The 13,561-nt window shown below is 64.9% G+C and carries 14 protein-coding genes; 8 read left to right on the forward strand and 6 right to left on the reverse strand.

The genetic code is table 11. The annotated features are described in order from the left end of the window. Nucleotides 1–37: 37 nt before the first annotated feature. The gene (locus tag J2T47_RS05455) at nt 38–538 is read right to left on the reverse strand and encodes a GNAT family N-acetyltransferase (protein ID WP_253443202.1); all 501 of its coding nucleotides are present in this window, start codon (nt 536–538) and stop codon (nt 38–40) included. Nucleotides 539–713: 175 nt separating this feature from the next. Between J2T47_RS05455 and aceK the strand changes: the two genes are divergently transcribed. Beyond that, nucleotides 714–2,450 (forward strand): bifunctional isocitrate dehydrogenase kinase/phosphatase, encoded by a 1,737-nt coding sequence (aceK, locus tag J2T47_RS05460; protein WP_253443204.1) that lies wholly within the window; start codon nt 714–716, stop codon nt 2,448–2,450. Nucleotides 2,451–2,530: 80 nt separating this feature from the next. On the opposite strand, the gene J2T47_RS05465 is transcribed toward aceK, so the two are convergent. Then, complete coding sequence (locus J2T47_RS05465; protein ID WP_253443206.1) at nt 2,531–4,435, reverse strand: potassium transporter Kup; 1,905 nt, start codon at nt 4,433–4,435, stop codon at nt 2,531–2,533. Nucleotides 4,436–4,679: 244 nt separating this feature from the next. On the opposite strand from J2T47_RS05465, the gene rimO reads away from it, so the two are divergent. The 3 genes from rimO to J2T47_RS05480 are packed head-to-tail and all read left to right on the forward strand — an operon-like array spanning nt 4,680 to nt 6,889. Continuing rightward, nucleotides 4,680–6,002, forward strand: coding sequence for a 30S ribosomal protein S12 methylthiotransferase RimO (gene rimO, locus J2T47_RS05470; protein WP_253443208.1), 1,323 nt, complete (start codon nt 4,680–4,682; stop codon nt 6,000–6,002). A gap of 49 nt (nt 6,003–6,051) precedes the next feature. After that, complete coding sequence (locus J2T47_RS05475; RefSeq protein WP_081517933.1) at nt 6,052–6,513, forward strand: DUF1456 family protein; 462 nt, start codon at nt 6,052–6,054, stop codon at nt 6,511–6,513. A 7-nt stretch (nt 6,514–6,520) separates the two neighbouring features. Continuing rightward, on the forward strand, nt 6,521–6,889 hold the full coding sequence (locus J2T47_RS05480) for a DUF2784 domain-containing protein (protein ID WP_253443209.1): 369 nt from the start codon (nt 6,521–6,523) through the stop codon (nt 6,887–6,889). Here the strand turns inward: J2T47_RS05480 and J2T47_RS05485 are convergent. Beyond that, the gene (locus J2T47_RS05485; RefSeq protein WP_253443210.1) at nt 6,837–8,426 is read right to left on the reverse strand and encodes an ArnT family glycosyltransferase; all 1,590 of its coding nucleotides are present in this window, start codon (nt 8,424–8,426) and stop codon (nt 6,837–6,839) included. The genes J2T47_RS05480 and J2T47_RS05485 overlap by 53 nt on opposite strands. 173 nt (nt 8,427–8,599) lie before the next feature. On the opposite strand from J2T47_RS05485, the gene J2T47_RS05490 reads away from it, so the two are divergent. Both J2T47_RS05490 and tsaA read left to right on the forward strand, forming a co-directional pair. After that, a complete protein-coding gene (locus J2T47_RS05490; RefSeq protein ID WP_253443211.1) occupies nt 8,600–9,373 on the forward strand; it encodes an SDR family oxidoreductase in 774 nt (257 codons plus the stop codon). Nucleotides 9,374–9,431: 58 nt separating this feature from the next. Beyond that, nucleotides 9,432–10,130 (forward strand): tRNA (N6-threonylcarbamoyladenosine(37)-N6)-methyltransferase TrmO, encoded by a 699-nt coding sequence (gene tsaA, locus J2T47_RS05495; RefSeq protein WP_253443212.1) that lies wholly within the window; start codon nt 9,432–9,434, stop codon nt 10,128–10,130. 8 nt (nt 10,131–10,138) lie between these two features. Here the strand turns inward: tsaA and J2T47_RS05500 are convergent, their stop codons facing one another. After that, nucleotides 10,139–10,441, reverse strand: a complete 303-nt coding sequence (locus J2T47_RS05500; RefSeq protein WP_081517928.1) for a putative quinol monooxygenase — start codon at nt 10,439–10,441, stop codon at nt 10,139–10,141. A gap of 60 nt (nt 10,442–10,501) precedes the next feature. Here J2T47_RS05500 and J2T47_RS05505 point away from each other — a divergent pair, with 60 nt between their 5' ends. Beyond that, nucleotides 10,502–10,915 (forward strand): VOC family protein, encoded by a 414-nt coding sequence (locus J2T47_RS05505; protein ID WP_253443213.1) that lies wholly within the window; start codon nt 10,502–10,504, stop codon nt 10,913–10,915. Nucleotides 10,916–11,106: 191 nt separating this feature from the next. Here J2T47_RS05505 and fpr read toward each other — a convergent pair whose 3' ends face one another. Beyond that, on the reverse strand, nt 11,107–11,883 hold the full coding sequence (gene fpr / locus J2T47_RS05510) for a ferredoxin-NADP reductase (protein WP_081517926.1): 777 nt from the start codon (nt 11,881–11,883) through the stop codon (nt 11,107–11,109). 222 nt (nt 11,884–12,105) lie between these two features. On the opposite strand from fpr, the gene J2T47_RS05515 reads away from it, so the two are divergent. Further along, complete coding sequence (locus J2T47_RS05515) at nt 12,106–13,032, forward strand: LysR family transcriptional regulator (RefSeq protein ID WP_253443214.1); 927 nt, start codon at nt 12,106–12,108, stop codon at nt 13,030–13,032. A gap of 95 nt (nt 13,033–13,127) precedes the next feature. On the opposite strand, the gene J2T47_RS05520 is transcribed toward J2T47_RS05515, so the two are convergent. Beyond that, complete coding sequence (locus tag J2T47_RS05520) at nt 13,128–13,499, reverse strand: diacylglycerol kinase (RefSeq protein ID WP_024765290.1); 372 nt, start codon at nt 13,497–13,499, stop codon at nt 13,128–13,130. Nucleotides 13,500–13,561: the final 62 nt, after the last annotated feature.

The following is a 13,561-nucleotide window of genomic DNA, read 5'->3' on the forward strand; positions in this document are numbered from 1 at the left end:
TGAAGAGCATCCATCCACAGCTGACTTTCAAAGTCCATCAGCGATTCTGGCGCAACCGCGCCATGCTCAGCACGTCGGCATAAACACCGTCACGCAGGGCGAATTCACGCAGCGTTCCTTCCACCTCGAAGCCGAACTTGCGATACAGCGCGATGGCCGGCTCGTTGTCGGTATAAACAGTCAGCTCGACTCGACGCAGGCCCATCCAGTTATCGGCGATGTCCATCAGCTCGGCCAGCAGCCGCGTACCAATGCCGCGTCCCTGCCAAGCCACGGCGACGCCCATGCCGATGCTGCCGCACTGACTGCGGCGCACGCGCGGGTACTGTTCCAGGCTGGCGCTGCCGATCACCTCGCCCTGGTGGAGTGCCAGCAGGGAAATGCGGCGCTCGTCGTCCAGCACCATGCGCTTGCGCCACAGTTCCGGCGCCTGATAGGGCATCTGCAGAACCTGGCGCGCCACCGCCGGGTCGTTGTAGAGGGCTGCGAGGCCATTGATGTGCTGCTCGGTGCAGCGCTCGATGCGGACGTCTTGCATGGCGTACCGGCTCCTTGCCGAAGGGTGGTGTCCTGGGCTCTTTTCCAAGAGCGGGCCGGCCAGCATACGCGCTAACCCTGCGGGAAAGCTGCACGATCTGCCGAAGAAACCGCCCTTTCCCAACCGGTTCGCCGTGACTAAGCTCGCTGCACCAGAACCCAGCAGAGGCGCTCCCATGGCTCAGCACTGGCCGGCGACCGAGATCGCGACCCTGATCCTCGATGGCTTCGACGACTACCGCGCGAAGTTCCACCAGATCACCGCCGGAGCGCCCGCGCGTTTCGAGCAGGCACAGTGGCAGGAGGCCCAGCGCGCCTCCGCCGAACGCATCGAGCTGTACGAGGAAATGGTCGCCGAGACCGTCGGTCGACTGACCCGCGCCATGGCCGGCATCGACCTGGTCGACGTGGAGCGCTGGCCCATCGCCAAGAGCGCCTACATCACGCTGATCGACCCGCGGCTGGACGACGAACTGGCGGAGACCTGGTTCAACTCGATCTTCTGCGGCCTGTTCAGCCACGACAACATCAGCGACGGCACGATGTTCGTGCACACCACCCGACCGTCCCTGCGTGCCCATTCGCGCGACCCGCACACCCGCCTCTACCGTCCCGGCGGCAAGCTGCGCCAGGCGCTGGAGAGCATCTTCGACGACTACCGTTTCGCCGTGGACTACGACGACCGCGAACGCGACCTGCAGCGCATGGACAGCCTGCTGCACGCCAACCTGCCGGACTGGGTGTGCAAGGACCCGACCTTGACCATCGAGCTGATCGGCTCGGTGTTCTACCGCAACAAGGGCGCCTACCTGGTGGGCCGCCTGTTCACCCCGGAGGAGCAGTGGCCGCTGGTGTTCCCGCTGGTGCACCACGAGGGGCGTGGCATCCAGTTCGACACGGTGATCACCGACGAGGCGGAAGTCTCGATCATCTTCTCCTTCACCCGCTCCTACTTCATGGTCGATGCGCCGGTGCCGGCGGAGATGGTCGCCTTCCTCAAGCGCCTGCTGCCGGGCAAGCACATCGCCGAGCTGTACACTTCCATCGGCTTCTACAAGCAGGGCAAGAGCGAGTTCTACCGCGCACTGATCAACCACCTGGCAACCACCGACGACCGCTTCGTCATGGCTCCCGGCGTGCGCGGCATGGTGATGAGCGTGTTCACCCTGCCGGGCTTCAACACCGTGTTCAAGATCATCAAGGACAACTTCAACCCGGCCAAGACCGTGGACCACGCCACGGTGATCCAGAAGTACCAGCTGGTGAAGAACCACGACCGCGTCGGGCGCCTGGCCGACACCCAGCAGTTCGCCGACTTCCGCTTCCCGGTGCGCAAGTTCGACCCGGACTGCCTCGCCGAACTGCTGGATGTCGCGCCCTCCACCGTCATGCTGGAGGGCGACGTGGTGCTGATCCGTCACTGCTGGACCGAGCGCCGCATGACCCCGCTGAACATCTACCTGGAGCACGCCACACCGGCGCAGGTGGAGGAAGCGCTGAAGGACTACGGCCTGGCGATCAAGCAACTGGCGGCGGCGAACATCTTCCCCGGCGACATGCTGTTGAAGAACTTCGGCGTCACCCGCCATGGCCGCGTGGTGTTCTACGACTACGACGAGATCTGCTACCTGACCGAAGTGCATTTCCGCCACATCCCGCCGGCGCGCTACGAAGAGGACGAGATGTCCTCCGAACCCTGGTACTCGGTGGGGCCGATGGACGTGTTCCCGGAAGAGTTTCCGCGTTTCCTGTTCGTCGACCTGAAGCTGCGCCGGCAATTCGCCAAGCTGCATGGCAACCTGTTCGACGCGGACTACTGGAAGGGTCTGCAGGAGCAGATTCGTGCCGGCAAGGTGATCGACGTGTTCCCCTACCGCCGCCACGAGTCGCCGGAAGAAGCGCTGGCGCGCTAGGCCAGGCGCGGCGTTCCTGCATCAAAACTCCAAAATGAAAAAACGCGCCCATTGGCGCGTTTTTTTCATACAGCAAGAACTCAGATTTCCACCTGCGTACCCAGCTCGATCACTCGGTTCAGTGGCAGGTTGAAGTAGCGCAGGTTGCCATTGGCGTTCTTCAGCAGGAAGGCAAACAACGCCTCGCGCCAGCGCGCCATGCCGATCAGCTTGGACGGGATCACCGTCTCGCGGCTGAGGAAATAGGTGGTGCGCATCGGGCTGAAATCCAGCTCGTTGAGGTGGCACAGCTTGAGCGCCTGCGGGATGTCCGGGTCTTCCATGAAGCCGAAGTGCAGCACCACGCGGAAGAAGCCTTCGCCGTAGGCATCCACCTCGAAGCGGCGGTCGGCCGTAACACGCGGGCTGTCTTCGTTGACCACGGTGAGCAGCACGACCTGCTCATGCAGCACCTGGTTGTGCAGCAGGTTGTGCAACAGCGCATGGGGCACGGCGTCGGTGCGGGCGGTGAGGAATACGGCAGTGCCCTGCACGCGATGCGGCGGCTGCGAGCGGATGCTGGAAATGAACAGCGGCAGCGGCAGCGAGCCTTCGTCGAGGCGATCCACCAGCAGTTGGCGACCACGCTTCCAGGTAGTCATCAGGATGAACAGGCCGATACCGGCGATCACCGGGAAGGCGCCGCCCTGAACGACCTTGGGCAGGTTCGCGGCGAAGAACAGGGTGTCGACGAACAGCATCATCAGGAAGAACGGGATGGCCAGCCACAGCGGCCACTTCCACAGCAGCCAGACGACCACGCCCATCAGCAGGGTAGTCATCAGCATGGTGCCGGTCACCGCCACGCCATAGGCCGAGGCCAGGGCCGCGGAGGATTCGAAGCCGAGCACCAGCAGCACCACGCCGACCATCAGCGCCCAGTTCACGCCGGGAATATAGATCTGTCCCTGCTCGTGGCTCGAGGTGTGCTGGATCGACATGCGCGGCACGTAGCCCAGCTGGATGGCCTGGCGGGTCAGCGAGAAGGCGCCGGAGATTACCGCCTGCGAGGCGATCACGGTGGCCGCGGTGGACAGCGCCACCATCGGCACCAGCGCCCAGCCCGGCGCGGTCAGATAGAAGGGGTTACGCGCGGCTTCAGGGTTGACCAGGATGGTCGCGCCCTGGCCGAAGTAGTTCAGCACCAGCGCCGGCAGCACCAGGGCGAACCAGGCGCGGGCGATGGGCTTGCGGCCGAAGTGGCCCATGTCGGCGTAGAGCGCTTCGGCACCGGTCAGCGCCAGCACGGTGGCGCCGAGGATGGCGACGCCGATGCCCGGGTGGGAAACGAAGAAGTTGAAGGCCCAGGCCGGGTTCATCGCCTTGAGTACTTCCGGCTGCTGCGACACGCCATAGGCGCCCAGAGCAGCCAGGGCCAGGAACCATGCCACCATGATCGGCCCGAAGAGAATGCCGATGCGCGCGGTGCCGTGCTTCTGGATCAGGAACAGGCCCACCAGCACGATCAGCGACAGCGGCACCACCCAGTGCTCCAGGCCGTCGAAGGCGATCTCCAGGCCCTCGATGGCCGAGAGTACCGAGATCGCCGGAGTGATCATGCTGTCGCCATAGAACAGTGCGGCGCCGATCAACCCGGCCACCACCATGAATGCCTGCAGCTTGTGGCGGCCGGTAGCGGCGCGGCGCGCCAGCGCCGATAGCGCCATCACCCCGCCCTCACCCTGGTTGTCGGCGCGCAGTACGAAGATCACGTACTTGATCGACACCACCCAGATCAGCGACCAGAAGATCAGCGAAAGCACGCCGAGCACGCCGTCATGGTTGGCCTGTACGCCATAACCGCCGACGAAGACTTCCTTGAGGGTGTACAGCGGGCTGGTGCCGATATCGCCGTAGCAGACGCCCACGGCGCCGACCATCAGGCCGATCGCGGAGCTCGAATGGGGCTGCTCATGCTCAACGGTGCCGGCGCTTGCATCGGACATGTAACAAAATTCCTCAAAAAAATTCGGCGCATCCTGCTCCGACCCTTTCGTCGATGCAAGAGCCGGGTAAGAAGGTTCTGAATGACTATAGAGCCTGTTGCCCGGAATTACCGGGCGAACGGGGCTGTCAGGCGGCGTGCGACAGCTTGTCCCAGAGAGGCTGGTCAAGTGCGCGGGACGCCGCTAGAATTGCGCACTTTTTGATCAGAGGCGCCGCCAGCGCGCCCTTCGAGGTTAGCCGCACATGTCCACCGCCACACCCAAAGTCGGATTCGTCTCGCTCGGATGCCCGAAAGCGACCGTCGACTCCGAACGCATCCTCACCCAGTTGCGCATGGAAGGGTACGAAATCGTCCCCACCTACCAGGACGCAGACGTGGTGGTGGTGAACACCTGCGGCTTCATCGACAGCGCCAAGGCCGAGTCCCTGGACGCCATCGGCGAAGCCATCGCCGAGAACGGCAAGGTGATCGTCACCGGCTGCATGGGCGTCGCCGAAGACAGCATCCGTGACGTGCACCCCAGCGTGCTCGCCGTGACCGGCCCGCAGCAGTACGAGCAGGTGGTCAACGCCGTCCACGAGGTGATCCCGCCCAAGGCCGAGCACAACCCGCTGATCGACCTGGTGCCGCCGCAGGGCATCAAGCTGACCCCGCGTCACTACGCCTACCTGAAGATTTCCGAAGGCTGCAACCACAGCTGCAGCTTCTGCATCATCCCGTCGATGCGCGGCAAGCTGGTCAGCCGCCCGGTCGGCGACGTGCTCAGCGAAGCCCAGCGCCTGGTCAAGGCCGGCGTCAAGGAGCTGCTGGTCATCTCCCAGGACACCAGCGCCTATGGCGTGGACCTGAAGTACAAGCTGGACTTCTGGGACGGCCAGCCGGTGAAGACCCGCATGCTGGAGCTGTGCGAGGCGCTCTCGTCGATGGGCGTGTGGGTGCGCCTGCACTACGTCTACCCGTACCCCAACGTCGACGACGTGATCCCGCTGATGGCCGAGGGCAAGCTGCTGCCCTACCTCGACATCCCCTTCCAGCACGCCAGCCCGAAAGTGCTGAAGTCCATGAAGCGCCCCGCCTTCGAGGACAAGACCCTGGCGCGCATCAAGAAGTGGCGCGAGATCTGCCCCGAGCTGACCATCCGCTCCACCTTCATCGTCGGCTTCCCCGGCGAGACCGAGGAAGACTTCCAGTACCTGCTGGACTGGCTGACCGAAGCCCAGCTCGACCGCGTCGGCTGCTTCCAGTACTCCCCGGTGGAAGGTGCCCCGGCCAACGACCTGGGCCTGGATGTGGTACCCGACGACGTCAAGCAGGACCGCTGGGAGCGCTTCATGGCGCACCAGCAGGCAATCTCCGCCGCCCGCCTGCAGCTGAAGATCGGCAAGGAAATCGACGTGCTGATCGACGAAGTGGACGATGAAGGCGCGGTCGGCCGCTCCTACGCCGACGCCCCGGAAATCGACGGCGCCGTGTACATCGACAGCTTCGACGTGAAACCGGGCGACAAGGTGCGTGTACGCATCACCGACGCCGACGAGTACGACCTCTGGGCCGAACTGGTCTGATCCGCAAAAGCCCCGCTGAAGCGGGGCTTTTCATTTCAAGGGTAAGAACATGACCAACAACGACGTGCTACGCAGCCTGCGCTACCTGCTGGACATCCGCGATGCCCAGGTGGCCGAGATCACTGCGCTCGCCGGGTTCAACGTCAGCGCCGAGGAAATCGGCGCCTACCTCGCCCGCGACGACGAGCCGGACTTCAAGCCGTGCAGCGACCGCGTGCTGGCGCACTTCCTCGACGGCCTGATCGTGCATCGCCGCGGCCGCGACGAATCGCGCCCGCTGCCGCCGGTGGAGCTGCCGCTGACCAACAACATCACCCTGAAGAAGCTGCGCGTCGCCTTCGAGCTGCGCGACGACGACATCCTGGCAATCCTCGACAGCGTCAGCTTCATCGTCACCAAGACCGAACTGGGTGCGCTGTTCCGCAAACCCGGCCACAACAACTACCGCCCCTGCGGCGACCAGTTGCTGCGCAACTTCCTCAAGGGCCTGACCCAGCGCCAGCAGCGCTGAGGCCACCGTGCTCTACCGCCTCGCCGCTGACGCCGTGGTCCTGCTGCACCTGGGGTTCATCCTCTTCGTGCTGCTCGGCGGCCTGCTGGTGCTGCGCTGGCCGCGCCTGGCGTGGCTGCACGTGCCAGCGGCGGCCTGGGGCATGGCGGTGGAATTCCTCCACCTCTACTGCCCGCTCACCCCGCTGGAAAACCACTTCCGCGCCCTGGCCGGCGACAGCGGCTACAGCGGGGGCTTCATCGAGCATTACCTGATCCCGCTGATCTACCCCGCCGGCCTGACGGAGGCGATACAGGTCGTCCTCGGCCTGGTAGTGGTTGCGGTCAATCTGCCGCCTTACCTGCTTCTGCTGCGCCGGGCACTGCGCTTGAGCTGAGCGGCGCCGGCTTGCTCACCGGCAGATAGGCCAGGCTCGCCTCCTTGTTCTTCGCGTGGCCCAGACGCTGGCCGTTGTTCAGCTGCGACTCGATCAACCGGTGATCCGCCGTCAGCCAGTTCAGCGGCTGATCTCCCTCGCGGGTCACCTGGGAGATGATCAGGGTACGCGCCGGGTCCCATTCCTCGCCGGTGGTCTGGCGAAGCCAGACGAACAGCGCGGCACTGTCGCCCTGCGGATAACCGGAGTGAACATAAAAGAAGGGATGGGCTTGCCGCTGCCCGTGCTGCGCCAGATACATCGGCAGACGCGCATCGTCGTCCCCGAGGAACAGCACCCGCCACTGCGACCAGGGCGCGCTCTGTTCTGCCGCGGCGCGCACGTCCCTGGCGAACTGCGGAACCCCTCCACCGCCATTGCTCCATGGGTAAGCCACGCCCAGCACCAACAGCATCAGCGCCGCACCCACCCCTAGCGCTTTAGGCCAGACGCGCCCCAGCCCTTCGAGCCCACGCTCATGCCGCGACTCGACCACCCACCAGGCCGCCAGTAACTGGGCGAACGGCACCAGCGGCAGAACGTAGTAACTGCGGCGGCTGCCGCTGGCGGTGAAGAACACGAACAGCAGCGCCAGCGCCCAGACCAGCCAGCGCGCATTGGGCTGCAGCTGCTTCCAGCGGCGCACGGCATACCACAGGCCGATGATCCACAGCGGCGCCCAAGGCAAGGTGTAGGCCGGCAGATAGATCAGGTAGGTGTAGATCGGCCCCATGTGGTCGAAGGGATCGAAGAAACGCACCACGTTTTCCTTGAACACCAGCGCAAGGCCACTCTCGCCGTAGCTGGGCTGACCATAGAAGTGCGACAGCACGAAAGGAATCGCATACACGCCGCCTGCCACTACCAGCGCGGCCACCAGCCGCAGGTTCAGGTGCCGGCGCCAGCGACCCTCTGCCAGCAGGTGCGGCAGCAACACCAGCCCCGGCAGGATGAAGCCGATCAGCCCCTTGCAGAGCGACGTCAGCGACAGGATCAGGAAGAAGCCCAGGTAGCCGGAGAAGCGCGTATCTTCCGGGTCCCGCCAGTACCAGGCCAACGCCGCCAGCACGCCGAACACGGTGAGCATGTCCGCCGTCGCCACCCGCGCCCAGAACAGGAAGTAGAAGGTGGTCGCCAGCAGCCAACCGGCCAGCAGCCCGGTGCCCTTGCGCAGCAGGCGCTCGCCCAGCCACCAGGTCAGCCAGACGCTGCCCAGGCCAGAAAGCACGGTGCTGATACGCAGGGTCCAGTGATTGAGGCCGAACAGGCTGGCCGGCGCGGTGATCAGCCAATAAGACAGCAGTGGCTTGTCGTAATACGGCGCGCCGCGAAGGTAGGGATCGAAGTAATCGCCCGACTGCAGCATCTGCAGCGAGATATCCGCCCAGCGCACTTCCGGCCCCCAGACCTCGCGCCAGCCCAGCCCGCACACCAGCAGCACCAGCGTCACGCCCAGCAGCAGCGCCAGCGCCTTGCGATCGTTGTTCCAACCCAGCATCACCCGGCCCCCGGCCTCTCGAACGTGCGCGGGACACTAGGGCAGCATTGGTTATGCGCAGGTTAAGAAAATGCAGCCATCGCGTAATGCGCCGCCATTTCCCGATTGGATAGTGCTCGGAGCGGCCCGGCGATCCCGCTAGGGTGAGCCGAAAAACCAGCCAGGAGAGGCTCATGCACCCGTACTTTTCCCTCGCCGGACGGACCGCCCTGGTCACCGGCGGCACCCGTGGTATCGGCCGGATGATCGCCCAGGGCCTGCTCGAAGCCGGCGCCAGGGTGATCATCTGTGCCCGCGATGGCGCTGCCTGCGCCGACACCGCCACTGAGCTGTCGCAGTACGGCGAATGCATCGGCCTGCCGGCCAACCTCGCCACCGAGGAAGGCGCCCGCGCCCTGGCCACCGAGCTGAACGAGCGCCTCGACCACCTCGACATCCTGGTGAACAACGCTGGCACCACCTGGGGCGCGCCGCTGGAAAGCTACCCCGCCTCGGGCTGGGAGAAGGTCATGCAACTCAACGTCACCGCCGTATTCAGCTGCATCCAGCAACTGCTGCCGCTGCTGAAGAAAGGCGGCAGCGCGCAGAACCCGGCGCGGGTGATCAACATCGGCTCGGTGGCCGGGGTCACCTCCCACGGCGAGAACGCCTACGCCTACGGCCCGAGCAAGGCCGCGCTGCACCAGCTGTCGCGCATGCTCGCCCGCGAACTGGTGAAGGACCACATCAACGTCAACGTCATCGCCCCCGGCCGCTTCCCCAGCAAGATGACCCGCCACATCGCCAACGACGAGCAGGCCATGGCCGAGGACACCGCGGTCATCCCCATGGGCCGCTGGGGCCGCGAGGAGGAGATGTCCGCCCTGGCGATCAGTCTGGCGAGTAGCGCCGGCGCCTACATGACCGGCAACATCATCCCCATCGATGGCGGCTTCCACCTCGGCTGAAGCCAGCGACGAGAGCGAATCAGGTACCATGGCGGCCCCTGCAACAACCCGTGCCGCCATGTCCTACAGCATCTCGCCGATCGGCCACGTCCGCTCCTGCTTCAAGGAGAAGTTCGCCATCCCGCGCCAGCCGCAACTGGCCCCGGCCGCGACCGGCGTGCTGGAACTGCTGCCGCCGTTCGACACCGGCGACGCGGTGGACGGCCTGGAGCAGCTCAGTCACATCTGGCTGATCTTCCTCTTCCATCAGGCGCTGGAAGACAAGCCGCGGCTGAAGGTGCGCCCGCCGCGCCTGGGCGGCAACCAGTCGATGGGCGTGTTCGCCACCCGCGCCACCCACCGGCCCAATGGCCTCGGTCAATCCGTGGTGAAACTGGAGAAGGTCGAGCCCGGCCGCCTCTGGCTATCCGGCATCGATTTGCTGGATGGCACCCCGGTCATCGACATCAAGCCCTACGTGCCCTACGCCGACATCGTGCCGGACGCACACAACGCCATCGCCGACGCGCCGCCCGCCCCCATCCCCGTGCGCTGGAGCGACGAAGCCCTGCTTCAGGCCCATGAACAAGGCCTGCGTCTCGGCCAGCCGGTGACCGAACTCATCGAGCAGTGCCTCGCCCAGGACCCGCGCCCGGCCTACCAGAAGCCGCCGCCCGAGCGCCGCTATGGCGTGCGCCTGTGGGACCTGGACGTGCACTGGCACTACCCCGCCGACGGCGAGATCCGCGTGCTGGACGTGCAACGCGCCGCCGACTGAAGCCGGCGTCAGTCCACCGGATTGAGGGCGATCACGTCGCTCTCGAAGCACTCCTGCTCGAGGATCAGCGGCTCCACCAGCGGACGGCTGTCGCGGAAGTGCGCCGTTTGCGTGTGCGCCTCGTAGGCCGCGTCGTCGCGGTAGATCTCATAGAGATAGATGACGTCCGGGTCGAGGCGATCCTGGGACACATCGAAGACCAGGCAACCGGGTTCGCTGGACACCGAAGCGGCGGCATTGGCCTTGATGGCGTGGAGAAAATCCTCGGCGCTGCCGGGCTTCACGCGGGTCTTGATGAACAGACTGTACACAGGGCGTTCCTTTTGTTTTAAATTTGAAATCAAATTGTATACAAAAAAGGAACCGCGTCCATGTCCGATCTCCCCGCCCGCCCCGGCCGCCTCAATGGCCTGCGTCACCTCGCCCTGCTGGTACCGAACCTCGAGGAGTGCGAGCGCTTCTACGTCGATGTGCTCGGCATGCAGGTGCTCAATCGCGCCAACGAAGACCTGGTCTACCTCACCTGCGGCAACGACAACCTCTCGCTGGGCCGTGGCTTGGGCGCGGCCAACGGCCTGCAGACCCTGGACCACTACGGCTTCGTCGTCGACAGCGTGGAAGAGCTGGAAGCCTGGTACCAGTACTTCAAGGCGCGCGGCGTGACCCTGCTGGACCGCCCTTTCGACCATGGCGACGGCGCGCGCAGCTTCCACCTGCTCGACCCGGCGGGGAACAAGGTGCAGCCGCTGTATCACCCGGCGGTTTCCGGCCAGCGCCTGGTCTGACGCACTTGTAGGAGCGAGCTTGCTCGCAAACCTGCAAGGCACGGTCTGTCCCGGTTCGCGAGCAAGGGCTGGACGCCCCCTCGGTCCTACGAAAGCCGTCCCGACACGAATTCCGCGCGCAATAAAAAACGCCGCGCTCCCAGGGGGATCGCGGCGTTCTTCTGACTGAACGGTGCTACTGACTGCTCGGTTTACTTCTCTACGAAGGCGCGCTCGATCAGGTAGTCGCCCGGCTCGCCCATGCGCGGGGAGATCTGCAGGCCGAAGCCGTTCAGCACTTCGCTGGTCTCGTCGAGCATGCTCGGGCTGCCGCAGATCATCGCGCGGTCGTCCTGCGGGTTCATCGGCGGCAGGCCGATGTCGGCGAACAGCTTGCCGCTGCGCATCAGGTCGGTCTGGCGGCCCATGCTGTGGAATTCTTCACGGGTGACCAGCGGGCAGTAGATCAGCTTCTCTTTCACCATGTCGCCGAAGTACTCGTGCTCCGGCAGGACCTTGGTGATGAAGTCGGAGTAGGCCAGTTCGCTGACCCAGCGTACGCCGTGGACCAGGATGACCTTCTCGAAGCGCTCGTAGACTTCCGGGTCCTGGATCACCGACAGGAACGGCGCCATGCCGGTGCCGGTGCTCAGCAGGTACAGGTGCCGGCCGGGCTTGAGGTCGTCCAGCACCAGGGTGCCGGTGGGCTTGCGGCTGACCATCAGCTCGTCGCCTTCCTTCAGGTGCTGCAGACGCGAAGTCAGCGGACCGTCCGGGACCTTGATGCTGAAGAACTCCAGGTGCTCTTCGTAGTTCGGGCTGGCGATGCTGTACGCGCGCATCAGCGGACGACCGTTGACTTCCAGGCCGATCATCACGAACTGACCGGTCTTGAAGCGCAGACCCGGGTTACGGGTGGTCTTGAAGCTGAAGAGGGTGTCGTTCCAGTGGTGCACGCTGAGAACGCGCTCGGTGTACAGGTTGCTCATCAAGGACTCCTAGGAGAAACGTGGCGCACCCCAGCAGATCCCGGACGTAGCGCAATTGCGCGACATTTTATAGGCGGCGACAATATCCGCAAAATAAATTATCTGGATATTGCTAATCCAAAACGCAGATAAGGCCGCCCAGTCGCCGCAAAAGGATACCGTCAGGTACTTCCTACGCCGGGGTGACGAAATGTCGCGCGGCCCTCTCCGGAGCCCCACAGAATGAAGTTCACCCTGCGCCAGCTCGAAGTCTTCGTTGCCGTCGCCCAGCAGGAAAGCGTCTCCCGCGCCGCCGAGGCGTTGTCCATGTCGCAGTCGGCCACCAGCACCTCTCTGGGTGAGCTGGAGCGGCAGTTCGACTGCAAACTGTTCGACCGCTCCGGCAAGCGCCTCACGCTCAACGCCCTCGGCCGCCAATTACTGCCCCAGGCGGTGGCCCTGCTCGACCGCGGCAGCGAGATCGAGAACATGCTCAATGGCAAGAGCGCCTTCGGTTCGCTGGACCTGGGCGCCACCCTGACCATCGGCAACTACCTGGCGACCCTGCTGATCGGCACCTTCATGCAGCGCCAGCCCGACTGCCGGGTGCGCTTGCATGTGCACAACACCGCCCACGTGGTGCAGCGCGTGGCCCACTACGAACTGGACCTGGGTCTGATCGAAGGCGACTGCCAGCACCCGGACATCGAAGTGCAGCCGTGGATGGAAGATGAACTGGTGGTGTTCTGCGCGCCGCAGCACCCGCTCGCCCGTGACGGACGTGCGAGCCTGGAGCGGCTGACGGAGGAAGCGTGGATTCTGCGGGAACAGGGCTCGGGCACGCGGCTGACCTTCGACCAGGCCATGCGTCACCATGTGGAACCGCTGAACGTGCGGCTGGAGTTGGAGCACACCGAAGCGATCAAGCGCGCGGTGGAATCAGGGCTGGGGATTGGCTGCATCTCGCGCCTGGCCCTGCGCGACGCCTTCCGCCGCGGCAGCCTGGTGCCGGTGGAAACGCCGGACCTGGACCTGCGCCGGCAGTTCTACTTCATCTGGCACCGGCAGAAGTACCAGACCGCGACCATGCGCGAGTTCCTGGAACTGTGCCGCAGTGAAACCGCCGGGGTGACGCGCAGCGACGATATCGTCCTGCCGATGATTCCCTGAAAGCTGCTCTTTGTAGGAGCGAGCTTGCTCGCGAACATCGCCCTCCCGATATCGGCGGCGTGAAGCGTTCGCGAGCAAGCTCGCTCCTACAGGAATCACCCCAGCAGGATGCCCGCCCAGGTCACGGTGATGATGGTCAGAGCAACGAACTGGGCAGCGCTGCCCATGTCCTTGGCGTTCTTCGACAGCGGGTGGCGCTCCAGGGAAACCCGGTCCACCACCGCCTCGATGGCGGAGTTGAGCAGCTCGACGATCAGCGCCAGCAGACACACGGCGATCATCAGCGCGCGTTCACCACGGGTCACGTCGCAGAAGAACGACAGCGGGATCAGGATGACGTTGATCAGCACCAGCTGGCGGAAGGCCGCTTCACCCTTGAAGGCGGCGGCGAAGCCGGCCAGGGAGTAGCCGGCGGCATTGAAGATGCGTTTCAGGCCGGTCTGGCCCTTGAAGGGGGAAGCGGACACGTGGGGTTCTCACAGGCAAAGGTCGCGGCACTCTATACCAGCGATCGTCAAAAAGGGGTCAA

Source organism: Pseudomonas nitroreducens, assembly GCF_024170165.1.
Taxonomy (GTDB): domain Bacteria; phylum Pseudomonadota; class Gammaproteobacteria; order Pseudomonadales; family Pseudomonadaceae; genus Pseudomonas; species Pseudomonas nitroreducens_C.